The 14,849-nt window shown below is 73.1% G+C and carries 14 protein-coding genes; 13 read left to right on the top strand and 1 reads right to left on the bottom strand.

What is annotated here, in order from left to right:
• The first annotated feature begins 66 nt into the window (after positions 1-66).
• Both ACVDFE_RS21475 and ACVDFE_RS21470 read left to right on the top strand, forming a co-directional pair.
• Positions 67-1,287, top strand: coding sequence for a macrolide family glycosyltransferase (locus ACVDFE_RS21475; protein ID WP_458431598.1), 1,221 nt, complete (start codon positions 67-69; stop codon positions 1,285-1,287).
• Complete coding sequence (locus tag ACVDFE_RS21470; protein WP_360393518.1) at positions 1,284-2,759, top strand: AfsR/SARP family transcriptional regulator; 1,476 nt, start codon at positions 1,284-1,286, stop codon at positions 2,757-2,759. The genes ACVDFE_RS21475 and ACVDFE_RS21470 overlap by 4 nt, the downstream gene beginning before the upstream one ends.
• Before the next feature lie 210 nt (positions 2,760-2,969).
• On the opposite strand, the gene ACVDFE_RS21465 is transcribed toward ACVDFE_RS21470, so the two are convergent.
• Positions 2,970-4,580 (bottom strand): FAD-dependent monooxygenase, encoded by a 1,611-nt coding sequence (locus ACVDFE_RS21465; RefSeq protein ID WP_458431597.1) that lies wholly within the window; start codon positions 4,578-4,580, stop codon positions 2,970-2,972.
• 142 nt (positions 4,581-4,722) lie between these two features.
• Between ACVDFE_RS21465 and ACVDFE_RS21460 the strand changes: the two genes are divergently transcribed.
• The 11 genes from ACVDFE_RS21460 (at position 4,723) to ACVDFE_RS21410 (ending at position 14,803) form a co-directional block, all read left to right on the top strand.
• On the top strand, positions 4,723-5,469 hold the full coding sequence (locus ACVDFE_RS21460; protein ID WP_360393512.1) for a 3-oxoacyl-ACP reductase family protein: 747 nt from the start codon (positions 4,723-4,725) through the stop codon (positions 5,467-5,469).
• Positions 5,470-5,524: 55 nt separating this feature from the next.
• Positions 5,525-5,830: an acyl carrier protein gene (locus tag ACVDFE_RS21455; protein WP_360393509.1), complete on the top strand. Its 306-nt coding sequence runs from the start codon at positions 5,525-5,527 to the stop codon at positions 5,828-5,830.
• A complete protein-coding gene (gene fabZ, locus ACVDFE_RS21450) occupies positions 5,827-6,306 on the top strand; it encodes a 3-hydroxyacyl-ACP dehydratase FabZ (protein ID WP_360393506.1) in 480 nt (159 codons plus the stop codon). The genes ACVDFE_RS21455 and fabZ overlap by 4 nt, the downstream gene beginning before the upstream one ends.
• A gap of 227 nt (positions 6,307-6,533) precedes the next feature.
• Positions 6,534-7,388 (top strand): aminomethyl transferase family protein, encoded by an 855-nt coding sequence (locus ACVDFE_RS21445; RefSeq protein WP_458431596.1) that lies wholly within the window; start codon positions 6,534-6,536, stop codon positions 7,386-7,388.
• Positions 7,389-7,434: 46 nt separating this feature from the next.
• Positions 7,435-9,708, top strand: a complete 2,274-nt coding sequence (locus ACVDFE_RS21440; RefSeq protein WP_360393500.1) for a beta-ketoacyl-[acyl-carrier-protein] synthase family protein — start codon at positions 7,435-7,437, stop codon at positions 9,706-9,708.
• Positions 9,705-10,433, top strand: coding sequence for a nitroreductase family protein (locus tag ACVDFE_RS21435; RefSeq protein WP_458431595.1), 729 nt, complete (start codon positions 9,705-9,707; stop codon positions 10,431-10,433). Before ACVDFE_RS21440 ends, ACVDFE_RS21435 begins: the two co-directional genes overlap by 4 nt.
• The gene (locus ACVDFE_RS21430; RefSeq protein WP_360393495.1) at positions 10,430-11,680 is read left to right on the top strand and encodes an FAD-dependent oxidoreductase; all 1,251 of its coding nucleotides are present in this window, start codon (positions 10,430-10,432) and stop codon (positions 11,678-11,680) included. The genes ACVDFE_RS21435 and ACVDFE_RS21430 overlap by 4 nt, the downstream gene beginning before the upstream one ends.
• Positions 11,677-12,558: an alpha/beta fold hydrolase gene (locus tag ACVDFE_RS21425; RefSeq protein ID WP_360393493.1), complete on the top strand. Its 882-nt coding sequence runs from the start codon at positions 11,677-11,679 to the stop codon at positions 12,556-12,558. The genes ACVDFE_RS21430 and ACVDFE_RS21425 overlap by 4 nt, the downstream gene beginning before the upstream one ends.
• A gap of 51 nt (positions 12,559-12,609) precedes the next feature.
• On the top strand, positions 12,610-13,524 hold the full coding sequence (locus ACVDFE_RS21420; RefSeq protein ID WP_360393490.1) for an ACP S-malonyltransferase: 915 nt from the start codon (positions 12,610-12,612) through the stop codon (positions 13,522-13,524).
• The gene (locus ACVDFE_RS21415) at positions 13,521-13,964 is read left to right on the top strand and encodes a holo-ACP synthase (protein ID WP_360393487.1); all 444 of its coding nucleotides are present in this window, start codon (positions 13,521-13,523) and stop codon (positions 13,962-13,964) included. The genes ACVDFE_RS21420 and ACVDFE_RS21415 overlap by 4 nt, the downstream gene beginning before the upstream one ends.
• A complete protein-coding gene (locus ACVDFE_RS21410) occupies positions 13,955-14,803 on the top strand; it encodes an ester cyclase (RefSeq protein WP_458431594.1) in 849 nt (282 codons plus the stop codon). Before ACVDFE_RS21415 ends, ACVDFE_RS21410 begins: the two co-directional genes overlap by 10 nt.
• Positions 14,804-14,849 lie beyond the last annotated feature (46 nt).

Raw genomic sequence — 14,849 nt, 5'->3', positions numbered from 1 at the left:
TTACGGTGACCACGCTCCCGGCAGGGTCGCCGGATTCCAGCACAACAATCGGGGCGAGGACGACAAATGTCGCGGCATTTCCTGTTCATGTGCCACCCGGACCACGGGCACGTCATCCCGAACCTCGCGGTCGTCACCGAACTGGCCGCGCGCGGGCACCGGGTCACCTACCTGACCGCACCGAGCATGGCGGAGATCGCCGCCGAGGCGGGCGCCACCGTCGTGACCTACCCGTCCCGGTACCGCGACGCCGACTTCGCCCTCGTGGCGAACGATCCCGGCTACCTGATGGGCGTGCTGCTCGACGAGAGCGAGGCCATGCTCGCCACCGCGACGGCCGAGCTCGACGGCGACCGGCCGGACTGCCTGGTCTACGACACCTCGGTGCTCCACGGGGCCCGTGTGCTGGCCCGGCACTGGGACGTTCCCGCCGCGCAGGTGATCCCGGTGTTCGCCTCCAACGAGCACTTCTCCTTCCTCAACGCCATGTACAACCCCGAGTCCGACGCCGCGGAGCAGCCGGCCCGGGAACGGCCGAGGGAGATGCCCGAGTGGGTCGCCACCACGATGGGGCGCATCGGCGCGCTGTGCGCCCGCTACGGGGTGGCCGCCGCGCCGCACGAGGTGTGGTTCGAGGTGCCGCCGCTGAGCCTGGTCACCGTGCCGCGGGAGTTCCAGTACGCGGGTGAGACCTTCGACGAGCGGTTCGCGTTCGTCGGGCCGTGCGTCGGCGACCGCGGCTTCCTCGGGACGTGGACGCCGCCCGCCGGCGACCTGCCCGTGGTGCTGGTGTCGCTCGGCGCGGTGTTCAACGAGGACGAGGGTTTCTTCCGCACGTGCGTCGAAGCGTTCCGCGGCCGGCCGTGGCACGCGGTGATGACCACCGGCGGCGGTGTGGACCGCGCCTCGCTCGGCGACCTGCCGCCCAACGTCGAGGTGCACGACTTCGTGCCGCACGTGGCGGTGCTGGAGCACGCGGCCCTGTGCGTCACCCACGCCGGCATGGGCACAGTGATGGAGGCACTGCGGTCCGGCACGCCGATGGTGTGCGTGCCCGGTTCCGCGCTCGACCGGCCCACCGGGTGGCGGGTCCGCGAACTGGGCCTCGGCACCGTGCTCGACCCCGCCGGCCTCACGCCCGAGGTGCTGGTCGACGCGGTCACGTCGGTGCTCGGTGACCAGGAGATCGCGGCCAGGTCGGACCTCATGCGCAAGGCCGTCGCGGAGGCGGGCGGTGCGGCGCGCGCCGCCGACGAGGTCGAGAAGCACCTGGCGCGGTCGCGTTGACCCCCGCCCCTGTCGAGTTCGGCGTGCTGGGCCCGATCCGGTTCCTGCGCGCCGGCGTCGAAGTGCGGGTGGGCGGTCCCCGCGAGCGCGCGGTGCTGGCACGGCTGCTGTTCGACGCCAACCGCGTGGTCAGCGTGGACCGGCTCATCGAGGCGGTGTGGCACGGCGACCCGCCGGCCAGCGCACGCGGGCAGATCGCGATCTGCGTGTCCCGGCTGCGGCGGGCGCTCGGCGAGTCGGGCAGGGCCGTCGACACCGCGAGCCCCGGCTACGTGGCGCGGCTGGACGAGGACTCCGTGGACTGGTTGCGGTTCAACGGACTCGTCGGCAGGGCCCGGCCGCGCGCGGCGAGCGGTGACGTGGCGGGCGCCGCGGCGCTGTACCGCGAGGCGCTGGGGTTGTGGCGCGGTGTGCCGTTCGAGGACCTGCCCGGTCTGCGCGCGGAGGCGGTGTCGCTGCAGTCGGCGCGACTGGACGCGGTGGAGGCGTGCGCCGAGCTGGAGCTGCGGCTCGGGCTGCACCACCGGGTCGGCAAGGACCTGGCCGCGGTGGTGGCGGAACACCCGCTGCGCGAACGGGCGCGGGCGCAGCTGATGCTGGCCCAGTACCGGTCGGGCCGGCGGGCCGACGCGCTGCGCACCTACCAGGACGCCCGGCGGGTGCTGATCGAGCAGATCGGCCTGGAGCCCGGTCCGGAGCTGCGGGAGCTGCACGAGCAGGTGCTGCGCGACGCGCCGGCGCTGCTCGCGCCGGTCCGCGTCGAGGTGCCGGCGGTGGCACCGTCCCAGCTGCCGCGCCAGGTCCTGCCGTTCGCCGGCCGGTCGGCCGAGCTGGCCGGGCTGGACGCCGCCCTCGCGCCGGGCACCGACGTGCCGGGCGTGGTCGTGCTGTCGGGCCCCGGTGAGGTGGGCAAGACGGCGCTGGCGCTGCGCTGGGCGCACCACCGCCTCGACCGGTTCCCGGACGGGCAGCTGCACTCCGAGCTGGTGGACGACTTCGGCCGCCCGGTGCCGCCGGCCGTGGTGCTCGACCGGTTCCTGCGGGCGCTCGGCGTGCCCGCGGCGTCCATTCCGGACGATCCGGGTGAGAAGGTCGCGCTGTACCGCAGCACGGTGTCGCACAAGCGGGTGCTGGTGGTGCTGGACGGTGCGGTGGACCACGCCCAGGTGCGGCCGTTGCTGCCCAGCGGCGCGCACACCAGGGCCATCGTCACCAGCAGGCACCCGATGGACGAGCTGGTCGCCCGTCAGGGCGCGCACCGGGCGTTCCTGGAGCCGCTGACGGCGGACGAGTCGTGGCAGCTGCTGACCATGCTGCTCGGGAACGACTGGGTGGCGGAGGAACGCGGTGAGGCGAGCAGGATCGTCGGCTCGGCGGACGGCTTCCCGCTGCCGCTGCGCCGCGCGGCGGCGGGCGTCCGGCCGGCACCGCACCGCCAGGACCGCCGCTGGCTGACCGGCGTGCCCGCGTGACCGGTGCGGCCCGTCGAATCGCGCGACGTGCCCGCTTGACTGGTGCCACCCGCCAACCTCGCGACGTGCCCGCCTGACCGGTACCGCCCGCCAACCTCGCGGCATGCTCGCTTGAACGGCGCGGCGCGCCAAACCGCGCGACGTGCCCGCCTGACCGGTGCTGCCCGCCACACCGCGCGGCGGGCAGCACCACTCCGGCCAGTGGGCCGGTCAACCACGTGCGAGAACGGCGTCCACCGCCACTGACAGCGCGTCCGTCGACGCGGTGTCCGTGCTGCGCCAGGCCACGTGCCCGTCCGGCCGCACCAGCACCGCACCTGCCGCCCCCACGCCGTAGACCGTGGCCCAGTCCGGTGACACCACCGCGGTCGAACCGTCGGCCGACACCTCGACCGCGCTGATCGCCACGCCGGTCCGGGAGCCGGTCTCCTTCGCCGCCTGCGCCCAGCCGCTGCCCGCCGGGGTGAGCAGGACGAACCCCGCGCCGAACAGGTCCAATGTGGACAGCAACTCCGCACCCCTGGTCAGCGGCACGTGCGGCGCGCGGTGGCCCGGTCGCGCGGTCGGGACGTAGGTCCGGTAGGGGTCCTCGACCACCGGTGCGCCGGTGCCGTCCGGCACGACGGCGGCGGAGTCGTAGTGGAAGCCGAGGACCAGGCCCTCGCAGCTGCGCCGGCCCGCCTGCTGCGCGATGGCCTCCTTCATGGACAGCTTGCCCTCCATCATCTGGAACGTGATGAAGGCGTTCGCCAGGCTCTCGCCGACGGTGCGCTCGCCGATCGGGTGGCGCTCGGCGTCGTAGGTGTCGAGCAGGGCCTCGCCGGCCGTGCCCGACAAAACCGCCGCCAGCTTCCACACCAGGTTGTGCGCGTCCTGGATGCCGCAGTTCATCCCGAACCCGCCCTGCGGCGTCGACACGTGCGCCGAGTCGCCCGCCAGGAACACCCGGCCCGAGCGGAAGCGCGTCGCGGTCACCGCCTGTTGCAGCCACGGCATCACGCCGACGAGCTCGACGTCCAGGTCCGGCACGCCGACGGCCTCGCGCACCACCTGCACGCAGAACTCGGGCGTGAAGTCGGCCTCGCTGCCACCCTCCGCCGGGTCGTAACCGGTCTGGATGATCCAGCGCCGCTGGTTGTCCACCGCCTCCACCGCGCACGGGATCGCGCTGCGGATGAAGTACAGCGCGCACATCCTGCCGGTCAGCAACGGCACCAGGTCGGCGTCGAACATGATGCTGATCATGTGTCCGAGCGGTGGCGGGCCTTCGACGCCGATGCCGAGCCGTTCGCGCACGGTGCTGCGCCCGCCGTCCGCGGCGATGGCGTAGCGGGCGCGCACGGTGGCGCGGCCGGAGGCGGACTCGACCACGGCGTCCACACCGGACTCGTCCTGCTCCAGTGACGTGAGGGTGGTGGCGAACCGGACGTCCGCACCGGGCGAGCGCTCGGCCAGGCCGCGCAGCACCACCTCGAACCTGTCCTGCGCGCAGATGTAGGTGTACGTGGGGCTGTGCGGCGCGTCCTCGGCGAGCGGGGCGACCTCGCGGTGGAAGTCGTCCGCGGTCAGCGAGGAGCCGACGCCGACGGCCAGGCTGTCCTCGCGCGGCAGTCCGGCGCGCTCGACCTCCTCCCCCACTCCCCACGCCCGCACCAGCTCCATCGTGCGGGTGGACACCAGGCGCGCCTTGGGGAAGATCGACGTCCCCTGGTGCCGCTCCACCAGCAGTGACGTCAACCCGTTGCGGGAGCACTCGATCGACGCGGCGAGGCCGACCGGGCCACCACCCACGATCAGGACGTCGACCTCGAAGTCAGCCATGAGCAGGAGCCTGCGACACCGCCGCGGGGACGTCAAGGAGGCGGATATCGAAGTGATAGAGCACTGAAGTCGCAGGTCAGTAGCGTTGCGCCGAACGACGGCGTGCACAGCGGGCAAGCCTTGGACAACGTGAGGGGGCACCATGTTCGCCGAAGGATCGGTCGCCGTGGTCACCGGCGGCTCGCGCGGGATCGGGCGGGCCGTCGTGGTCGACCTGGCGGCCCACGGCGTGCACGTCGTGGTCAACTACTCCCGCTCGGAGGAGCAGGCCGAGGAACTTGTCGCGCAGGTCGAGCAGAACGGCGGCAGCGCGAGCGCGGTGCGGGCCGACGTGACCGACGAGGACGCGGTGCGCGAGCTGTTCCGCTCCGTGCGCTCCGAGCACGGCCGGCTCGACGTGCTGGTCACCAGCGCGGGCGTGACGCGGGACCGGCACCTGGTCGCGATGAGCAGCGCCACGTTCCGCGAGACGATGGACATCAACGTGCACGGCACGTTCCTGGCCTGCCGCGAGGCGATGCGCATCATGCAGCACCAGCGGCGCGGGGCGATCGTGACCCTCAGCTCCGCGAGCGGCCTGGACGGCGGCTTCCCCGGCCAGACGAACTACGTCGCGTCCAAGGGCGCGATCATCGCGTTCACCAAGGCGCTGTCCTACGAGGCCGCTCCGCACGGCGTGCGCGTCAACGTGGTGGCGCCGGGGTTCGTCGAGACCGACATGACCAAGGTCATCCCCGCGAAGCTGCGCGACGACTACTCCTCGCGCATCCGGCTCGGCCGCATGGGCCGCCCGGAGGAGATCGCGAACCTGGTCACGTTCCTGGCTTCCGACAAGGCGTCCTACATCACCAGCGAGACGTTCGTCGCCAACGGCGGCGGGCTCGGCTGATCCCCCGGGCCGGAACACCCCCGAGCCGGACAACCCAGCGGACGGAAGGACAAGCGTGACCCTCGACGAACTGCGCGCCACGGCGGCCGCCCGGCACGACACGTGCGCCCAGATCAAGAAGATGATCGTCTCTCGGCTCGACCTGCCGATCGAGCCCGCGTGGATCACCGACGACCAGCCGCTGTTCGGCCGCGGACTGGAGCTCGACAGCCTCGACGTGCTGGAGCTGTACGTGGCGATCGAGGCCGAGTTCGGCGTCGCCCTCTACGACAGCGACATGTCGGTGTTCGGTTCGGTGTCGCGCCTGGCCGACCACGTGAACCCGGCACTGGCCGAGCAGGCCTCGACCGGTTCGGCATGACCACGACCCGGGAGCCCGTGCGTGCGGGGACGTCGCTGACCAACGACCAGCTCCGGGAGGTCCTGCCGCACCGGTGGCCCTTCCTGCTGATCGACCGGGTCGAGAAGGTCGAGCCCGGTGTCGGCGCGGTCGGGATCAAGAACGTCGCGGCCACGGAGATGTGGTTCCAGGGGCACTTCCCGAGCGCGGCCGTGCTTCCGGGCGTGATCGTCGTCGAGGCGATGGCCCAGCTCGCCGGCGTGGTGTTCGCCCTCGCCGGCGCGGGGCCGATCGGCTACCTCGCCGGCGTGCGGTCGATGCGGTTCCGCCGCCCCGTCGTGCCGGGTGACCAGCTCGTCATCACCGCCGACCGCACGGCGGGAGCCCGCGGCTTCAGCGAGTTCAAGGTGAGCGCCAGGGTCGACGGCCAGATCGCCGCAGAGGGCACCATCACCATCGCCGACCCGGCAGCCACCAGCCCTACCGGAAAGGTTTGACACGCCAATGGAACCCCTGACGTCGCCGGTGAAGGCCGCGCACCCCGAGGGCACCGCGCACGGCACCGTCCTGGACGCCGAGGTCGCGCTCCGGTTCAGCACGCTCGACGCCGAGTACGAGGCGATCCGGGAGCGGGCCGCCCTGCTGGACCTGTCCGGCGAGCGGATCATCGAGCTTCTCCGGCGGCGCCGCCGTCGACTTCGCGCAGAAGGTGCTGGCGCGCGACGTGGAGTACCTGACCGCCGAGCGCTGCATGACGAGCCTGGTGCTCGCCGAGGACGGCACCGTCGTGGACCAGGTCGTGGTGTGGGGCCGGGAGGACGGCCTGCTGCTGGAGTCCTCCACCGGCGCGGGCACCCGGCTGCTGGAGCACCTGCGCGCGCACGCCGAGCCCGGTGTGGAGATCACCGACCGCACGGACGAGTACGCGCTCTTCGGCCTGGAGGGCCCGTACGCGTGGGGCGTGGTCGGCCGGCTGATCGACGGCGAGCTGGCCGCGCTGCCGTTCGAGTCCGTTGTGGACAGCCAGTGGGACGGCGTGGACATCCTCTTCGCCCGCACCGGTGTGACGGGCGAGTACGGGTACAAGGTGCTGGTGCCGCGCGAGTCGGCAGAGCGGCTGTGGACCAAGGCGCTGGAGCACGCCGTGCCCGCCGGTCAGGACGCCGTGGAGCTGGCGATGCTGGAGGTGCGGCAGCCGGTCGTGCGCCACGAGGCGGGCGACGGCGTCGACGTGCTGGAGATGGGCGCGGGCTGGCTGGTGGACATCACCAAGGACGAGTTCGTCGGGCGTGCCGCCGTCGTGGCCGCCTTCGAGGGCACGGCCGAGCGCCGCACCGTCGGCTTCTCCGGCGGCACCGAGGTGCCCGCGCCGGGCACGCCGGTCACCGTGGGCGGGGAGAAGATCGGCGAGGTCGTCCACGCCGTGCACAGCATCGGGCTGAAGTCCTCCCTCGGCCTGCTGCGGCTGCCGCCGGACCTGGCCGCGGCCGGGCTCACGGTCACCGTCGGCGACACCGAGGTCGTCACGCTGACCAGCCCGTACGTCACGCCCAAGAGCTGGAGCACCCCGATCATCTGATCTGGTCCCCCGGGCGGTCGCCCGGGGTTTGCGAGGAGGAGCGAGCATGGCGCTGCGGCCAGTGGTCATCACCGGAGTCGGGGTGATCTGCGCGGCGGGCAGGGACCCGGAGGAGTTCTGGGCCCGGCTCACCGCCGGCGCGGGCGGCATCACCGCCGTGGACGACGAACGGTTCGCCGCGTTCGAGGCCAGGTTCGCGGGCCAGGTGCCCGACGAGTGGATCGACGCGCAGCTGCCGGCCGAGGACACCGGGCTGGACCGCACGGCCCGGCTCGCCCTCGTCGCCGCCCGGCAGGCGGTCAGCAGGGCGGGGCTGGGCGCGGCCACGCCCGCGGAGCTGCCCGGCGAGCGGTTCGGGTTGGTCCTCGGCAAGTGCCAGGCCACCCCGACCGCGGCGGGCGGCTACCAGCCCATGCACGCCACCGGTGACGTCATCGCCGGCAAGCTGGGCATGACCGGCCCGCGCGTCCTGGTCTCGACCGCGTGCGCGGCGGGCGGCAACGCGGTCGGCCTGGCCAAGGACAAGATCCTCACCGGTGAGGCGGACGTGGTGCTCGCCGGTGGCGTCGACCCGCTGCTGTTCGGCACCTACGCGGGGTTCGCGGGCCTGCAGGCCCTCAGCGCCCGCCCGTGCGGCCCCTACAGCCGCTCGGACGGCCTGAACCTGGGTGAGGGCGCGGCTTTCCTGGTCGTGGAGGCGCTGGACCACGCGCTGGCCAGGGGTGCGGAGCCGCTGGCGGAGGTCGCGGGCTACGGCCTGTCCGCCGACGCCTACCACGCCACCGCACCGGACCCGACCGGCCGCGGCGGCATCACGGCCATGCGCAGGGCTCTCGCCGACGCCGGTCTCGACACCGACGCGGTGGACTACGTCAACGGGCACGGCACCGGCACGCCCGCCAACGACGCCATGGAGAAGAAGGTCATGCGCGCCGTGTTCGGCGAGCGGGCGCCTCAGGTGCCGACCAGCAGCATCAAGAGCTTCATCGGGCACACGCTGGGCGCGGCGGGTGCGGTCGAGGCGGTGGCCAGCGTGCTGGCCCTGCGCACCGCGACCGCGCCGCCCACCATCGGGTTCACCGACGAGGCGATTGCGGAGTCCACTTTGGACTTCGTGCCGAACACCGCGCGTCCGCTGCACATGGACGTCGTGGTGTCCAACAACTACGCGTTCGGCGGCAACAACGCCTCGCTCGTGCTGCGCCGCCCCGGCGGCCCGCGCGAGTACGACGAGCTGCCGGCCACCGAGGTCGTCCTCACCGGCCTCGGACCGGTCACCGGTCTGGGCACCGGCATCGCCGAGGTCGCCGAGGCGGTCGCCAACGGCCGCACCGCGGTCGGCGCGGAGCCGTCGCTGGAGGGCCGCACGTTCGCGCCGCGCTCGCTGTGGCGGCACATGAACCACCTGTCCCGCATGGCGATCGCCGCCTCCCGGCTGGCCTGGGAGGACGCCGGGCTGAAGCTGCCCCGCGCCGCCCTGGACAACGTGGGCGTCGTCTTCGCCACCGCGGCGGGCTCGGTGGAGAGCACCGGCGGGTTCGACGAGAGCGTGCTGGCCAACCCGAACAAGCCCGCCGTGCTCAGCTTCTCCAACGTGGTGCTCAACGCCACCGGCGGCGCGGTGTGCCAGACCCTGGGCCTGCGCGGCCCGACCACGACGATCTGCAACGGCGGCGCGTCGGCGTCCATCGCGCTGGACTGCGCGGTGGAGATCATCCGGTCCGGCAAGGCGGACGTGGTGGTCGTGGTCGCCGCCGACGAGTCACCGCAGCCCGGCGACGGCGCGCAGGTCGACCCCTACGACCGCAACTCGGGCGAGGCGTCCGCGTCGGCGTCGGTGGCCCTGGTCGTCGAGTCGGCCGCGCACGCCGCCGCCAGGGGCGCGACCCCGTACGCGCGGGTGCTGAGCAGCGCCCACGCGAGCGCCGGAGCGGACGACGAGCAGGCCCTGGTGGAACGCGCCATCGCCGCGCTGCCCACCGACGGCGTGGACCTGGTGGTCGGTGCGGCCACCGGCAGCGCGACCGACGAGGCGGAGGCGGGCGCGGTGCTCGGCGCCGTCCCGTCCGCCCGGCTCACCGCCACCGCGGGACTGACCGGTGACGCGGGAGCGGCCACCGGCGCGCTGAACCTGGCGCTGGCCGCGCTCGCGCTGCGCGACGGCGTCGCACCGGCCATCGCGGGACTGACCAGCCCCCGTGCCGGCACGGTCGAGTCCTACGTCACCAAGCCCGAGCTGCCGGCCAGGCCGGCCAAGGCCCTCGTGCTCAGCGCCGCGCCCGGTTCGGTGCGCGGAGGAACCCTGCTGGGTGCGGTGTGACCGGCCTGCCCTTCGACGTGCTGGAGACCGACCGGCTGCTCACCACCACCCGGTCGGTGCGCCGCCGGCTCGACCTCGACCGGCCGGTGCCGCGCGCGGTGATCGAGGAGGCGCTGGAGATCGCCGTCCAAGCCCCGACCGCGAACGACCAGCAGAACTGGCGCTGGGTGGTGATCACCGAGCAGGCGGTGAAGGACCAGCTGGCGGAGCTGTTCGACATCTCCTGGCAGTTCCACCAGAAAGAGGTGTGGACGCGGTCCGGGCGCCGCCGCAACAGCCCGCAAGCCAAGAAGAACAACGCTTCCGCCGCCGCGCTGGCCGAGACCATCGCCAGGGTGCCGGCGCTCGTGATCCCGTGCGTGCTCGGCCGTCCGCCGGACATCGGCGCGATCGACGCCGAGTGGCTCGGCTCCACCGGTACCCGCAACCTCGGCACCTGGCAGGAGGGCGTGCGGATCGGGGCCATGCGGGCCAGCAACTTCTACGGCTCGATCTTCCCCGCGGTCTGGTCGTTCCAGCTGGCCCTGCGCAGCCGCGGGCTCGGCAGCACGATCACGTGCATGCACCTGCCGTTCGAGCGGCAGGTGGGCGAGCTGCTCGGGATTCCCGCCGGTGTCACCCAGGTCTGCCTGGTACCGGTCGCCTACACGATCGGCACGGACTTCCGCCCCGCCAAGCGGGTTCCGGCCAAGGAACGCACGTCCTGGGAGAGGTGGCAGGCATGACCGTCGAGCACACCGGAGTCGACGTCGTCGTGGTGGGCGGCGGTATCGCGGGCGCGTCCGCCGCGGCCAACCTCGTGCAGAACGGCCTGTCCGTGGTGCTGCTGGAGAAGCAGGAGACCTACCGGGACATCGTGCGCGGTGAGTGGATCGCGCCGTGGGGCCTGCGTGAGGCGCAGACGCTGGGCGTCGAGGAGGCGTTCGGCCTCGGCGGCGCGTGGGAGATCCGCGAGTGGACGCAGTGGGACGAGACGGTCGACCCGGCCGAGGCGGAGACCGTGGACATGACGCGGTTCGTGCCCGGTGTCGGCGGCCCCATGTCGTTCCCGCACCACGAGGTCTGCGCGCTGATGGCCGAGCAGGCGGAGGACGGCGGCGCGGAGGTGGTCATGGGCGCGCAGCGGGTCCAGGTCACCGCCGGAACCAGCCCGGAGGTCCGCTGGACCCACGCGGGGCAGGAACACCTGGCCAAGCCGCGCATCGTCATCGGCGCCACCGGCCGCGGCTGCACGGTCGGCCGCCAGGTCGGCGTGTCCATGGCGACCTCGGTGCACCACTGGGGCGGCGGGCTGCGGGTCACCGGCCTGGACGACTGGCCGATGGACGTGCAGGCGATGGGCACCGAGGACGAGAAGATGTTCATGGTGTTCCCGCAGGGCGACGGCAACGCCCGGCTCTACATCAACTTCCCCACCGCCAACCGGAAGCTCTACCAGGGCCCGGAGGGTGAGAAGCGGTTCATCGCGGACTTCGAGCTGGCGTCGCTGCCCGACCGCGGCAAGGCCGTCTACACCGCCGCGACACCGATCGGGCCGCTCAAGCTGTGGCCGTCGGTCGCGATGTTCCCCGAGCAGCCGATCGTCATGGACGGCGTGGTGCTCGTCGGGGACGAGGCGGGCAACGCCGACACCGTGCTCGGCACCGGCCTGTCGTGCAGCCTGCGCGACACCCGTGCCGTGTGCGAGGTGCTGACCGGTGGCGACGACTGGTCCCCCGCGGCCTTCGAGGGGTACCTGGCCGAGCGGAAGTTCCGGATGGACCGGCTGCACTTCGGCGCGGACATCATCGCCAAGCTGCACTGCGAGTTCGGTCCCGTCGCGGCCGAGCGCCGGCGCCGGGCGCGCGAGCTGATGGCGGACAACTTCGCCGCGTCGGTGACCGGCCTGCTCAACATGGTCCCGCCAGAGGACGTGCCGGAGTTCGGGTTCAGCGAGTTCTTCGCCGAGAGGCTGTTCAGGGAGAGGGCATGAGCGTCAAGGACACCCTGCTGACCGGGTCGGCACACGTCAACGGCATCGACATCGCCTACGTGGACAAGGGAGAGGGCGACCCGGTCGTGCTGCTGCACGGCTTCCCCGACTCGCACTACCTGTGGCGGCACCAGATCGACCCGCTGGTCGAGGCGGGCTTCCGGGTCATCGCACCCGACCTGCGCGGCTTCGGCGAGTCGGGCAAGCCGCAGGAGGTCGAGGCGTACGACATGCGCACGATCGTCAACGACGTCGTGGCGCTGACGCAGCACCTCGGCATCCCCAAGGCGCACATCGTCGGACACGACTGGGGCGCCGCCATCGCGTGGATGTACGCGTTCCTGATGCCGCGCCGCGTCGACCACCTCGCCGTGCTGTCGGTCGGGCACCCCGGTGTGTTCAGCACGCCGTCGATCGAGCAGCGCAAGGCCAGCTGGTACATGCTCTTCTACCAGTTCCCCGGCGTGAGCGAGCAGTTGTTGCGGCGCAACGGGTGGCGGCTGTTCAAGGAGATCATGGGCGGCGAGGGCGACCACCAGCGCTACCCGCGCGAGCTGGCCAAGCCGGGCGCGCTCACCGCGGCGCTGAACTGGTACCGCGCCAACCGCTCCCCCGAGTCCGAACTGCGCGTGGAGGGCAACTTCCCGCCCGTGCTCGCGCCCACCCTCGGCATCTGGTCCACCGGGGACAAGGCGCTGCTCGAAGAGGGCATGACGGGCTCGGTGAAGTTCGTCAAGGGCTCGTGGCGCTATGAGCGCGTCGAGGACGCCAGCCACTGGATCCCGCTGGACCAGCCGGAGATCGTCACCAAGCTGCTGCTGGGTTTCCTGGGCACCGAGAAGGCCGCGGCGGTGCCGTCCCGGCGGCGCCGGCTCTGACCGGCACCCGGCTCGTCGGCAAGGGCAGCGCAGAGGACTGGAGGTGCGCAGGTGATCGGCTTCGTGTTCCCCGGCCAGGGAACGGTCCGGATCGGCATGGGCGGCTGGCTGCGCCGCGACCCGGTGGGCGCGGCGGTGGTCGCGCGCGCCGACGAGCTGCTGCCCGAACCGGTGTCGGAGCTGTGCGCCCGCGGGCCGCTGGACAGGCTCGTCGACACCCTGCACGCGCAGCCCGCCGTGACCGCGTGCAACCTCGCCGCGCTCGCGGTCCTGCGGGACCGCGGCGTGGAGCCGGACGTCGTCGCCGGGCACAGCGTCGGTGAGATCAGCGCGCTGTGCGCGGCGGGCGTGCTCGACGCCGACACGGCGCTGCGCCTGGTCGCCGTCCGCGCCCGGCTCATGGCCGACCTGCCGGACACCGGTGGCATGACGGCCGTGCTGGGGCTGACGCCGCACCGGGTGGAGGAGCTGGCCGCCGAGGCCGCAGGGCCGGACGAGCCGCTGGTCGTCGGTCTGGAGAACGCGCCGGACCACACCGTCGTCTCCGGCGCGACCGCCGCCGTCGAGCGGCTCGTCGCGCTGGCCACGGCGGCCGGCGCCCGCAAGGTGGTGGCGCTCAAGGTGAGCAACGCGTTCCACTCGCCGCTGATGGCGGGCGCGCTGGACGGCTGGGCCGAGGCGGTGCGCGCGACACCGATGCGCTCGCCGCGCGTCCCGGTGGTCCCGAACACGACCGCCGAACCCACCACGGACCTGCCGACCATTGTGGACGCCCTGATCGCTCAGTTCACGGAACGGGTGCGGTGGACGGAGACCATGCGCGTGCTCGCCGACGCTGAGACGCTGGTCGAGGTCGGCGACAGCAAGGTGCTCACCGGACTGCTCCGCGGCGTCGGCACCGGCTGCGTCAGCATGGCCGACCCGGCCGCCGTGCGCAGGCTGCGCCGCCCGGAGCCCGCGGCATGACCGGGTGGGGCAGCGCCGCGGTCGCCTTCGGCGAGCTGACCGCGCCGTGGCAGCTGGTCGAGCCGATGCCGCTGGAGGTCGTGTTCACCCGCCCGGAACGGCTGCGGTCCGGCGCCGGCCGCACCCTGCAGCACTGGGCGGGCCGGCTCGCGGCCAAGTACGCCGTGCTGCGCCTGCTGGACGAGCCCGTGACCGCGGAGAACCTGGGTGCGGTGGAGGTGCTGCCGCTGCCCGCTCCCCTCTGCAGCCGCACGGCGGCCTGCCTGCACGGTCACCCGCCGGGTGTGCGCCTGATCGGCCCGCTGGACGGCAGGGAGGCGCCGGGCACCCGCGTCCGGGTCTCCGTGAGCCACACCGCCGACCTCGCGTTCGCGGTGGCGCTGACCTCCGCCCGGCTGGCCGAGGACCACGACCTGGAAGCGGTGACCGCATGGACCTGATCGAGACCGCCGTGCGGTGGGCAGCGGCCTGGCGCGAGCGCGACGCCGCCGCCATCGCCGGCGCGGTGGCGGAGTTCGCCGACCCGGACACCCCGGAGCCGGTGGCGGGCGCGGACCTCGTCGCGCACGTCGAGGCCGTGCTGACCCGGTTCCCGGACCTGGTGCTCGACTTCGCACCGGCCGCCGACGCGGGCGGCACCGCCGTGCTCACCTGGACCCTGACCGGCACGCACCGCGCCCCCTACCTCGGGATACCGGGCACGGGCGGTGCGGCGCGGGTGGACGGCGTGGACGTGCTGACCGTCGTGGACGGCGCGGTGCGCGTGCGGCGCCACTTCGACCGGGTCGCCCTGGCCTCGTCGCTCGGCCACACGGCGCGCTTCCTGCTCAGCCACGACGAGGTGCAGGAGTACGGCATCAGCGCACGCACCACGATGGACAGAACCGACTACCCGCGGGTGCTGACGTTCACCTACCTGGACGTCCGCGACGACGTCGAGGGCGCGGAGGTCGACCTGCTCAGCACCGAGGTGGTCAAGTCGATGCGCGCCTCCAAGGGCTTCCTCGGCATGAGCACGTTCGAGATCGGCGCCCGCAAGTACACGATCAGCGCCTTCGACCGCCCGGAGTCGGTCCGCGCCGTGCACGCCCGGCCGCACCAGCGGTCCCTGCGGAAGTTCTTCCGCGGCGGCCTGTGCACCGGCGCGTACACCAGCGTGTGGGTGCTGGAGCGGGAGAGCTTCCACCTGCGCTGCCCCGACTGCGAGGAGATGGTCGACGCGGGCGCGGGCAGGACCTGCGCGTGCGGCACCACCCCGGCCCCCGACCCCCTGTTCTGACTTCTCCGTTCCGACGCTCTGTTCTGACGATGCCAGGAGCTGCCCG

This window comes from Lentzea chajnantorensis, assembly GCF_054300775.1.
The sequence above is the reverse complement of the archived record's forward strand: the minus strand, read 5'-3'. Positions and strand labels throughout refer to the sequence as shown.

Coding starts and splice junctions, on each gene's coding strand:
- ACVDFE_RS21465 (WP_458431597.1), bottom strand. CDS start 4,580: ATGGCTGACTTCGAGGTCGACGTCCTGATCGTGGGTGGTGGCCCGGTC.
- ACVDFE_RS21440 (WP_360393500.1), top strand. CDS start 7,435: ATGGCGCTGCGGCCAGTGGTCATCACCGGAGTCGGGGTGATCTGCGCG.
- ACVDFE_RS21460 (WP_360393512.1), top strand. CDS start 4,723: ATGTTCGCCGAAGGATCGGTCGCCGTGGTCACCGGCGGCTCGCGCGGG.
- ACVDFE_RS21425 (WP_360393493.1), top strand. CDS start 11,677: ATGAGCGTCAAGGACACCCTGCTGACCGGGTCGGCACACGTCAACGGC.
- ACVDFE_RS21475 (WP_458431598.1), top strand. CDS start 67: ATGTCGCGGCATTTCCTGTTCATGTGCCACCCGGACCACGGGCACGTC.
- fabZ (WP_360393506.1), top strand. CDS start 5,827: ATGACCACGACCCGGGAGCCCGTGCGTGCGGGGACGTCGCTGACCAAC.
- ACVDFE_RS21430 (WP_360393495.1), top strand. CDS start 10,430: ATGACCGTCGAGCACACCGGAGTCGACGTCGTCGTGGTGGGCGGCGGT.
- ACVDFE_RS21415 (WP_360393487.1), top strand. CDS start 13,521: ATGACCGGGTGGGGCAGCGCCGCGGTCGCCTTCGGCGAGCTGACCGCG.
- ACVDFE_RS21410 (WP_458431594.1), top strand. CDS start 13,955: ATGGACCTGATCGAGACCGCCGTGCGGTGGGCAGCGGCCTGGCGCGAG.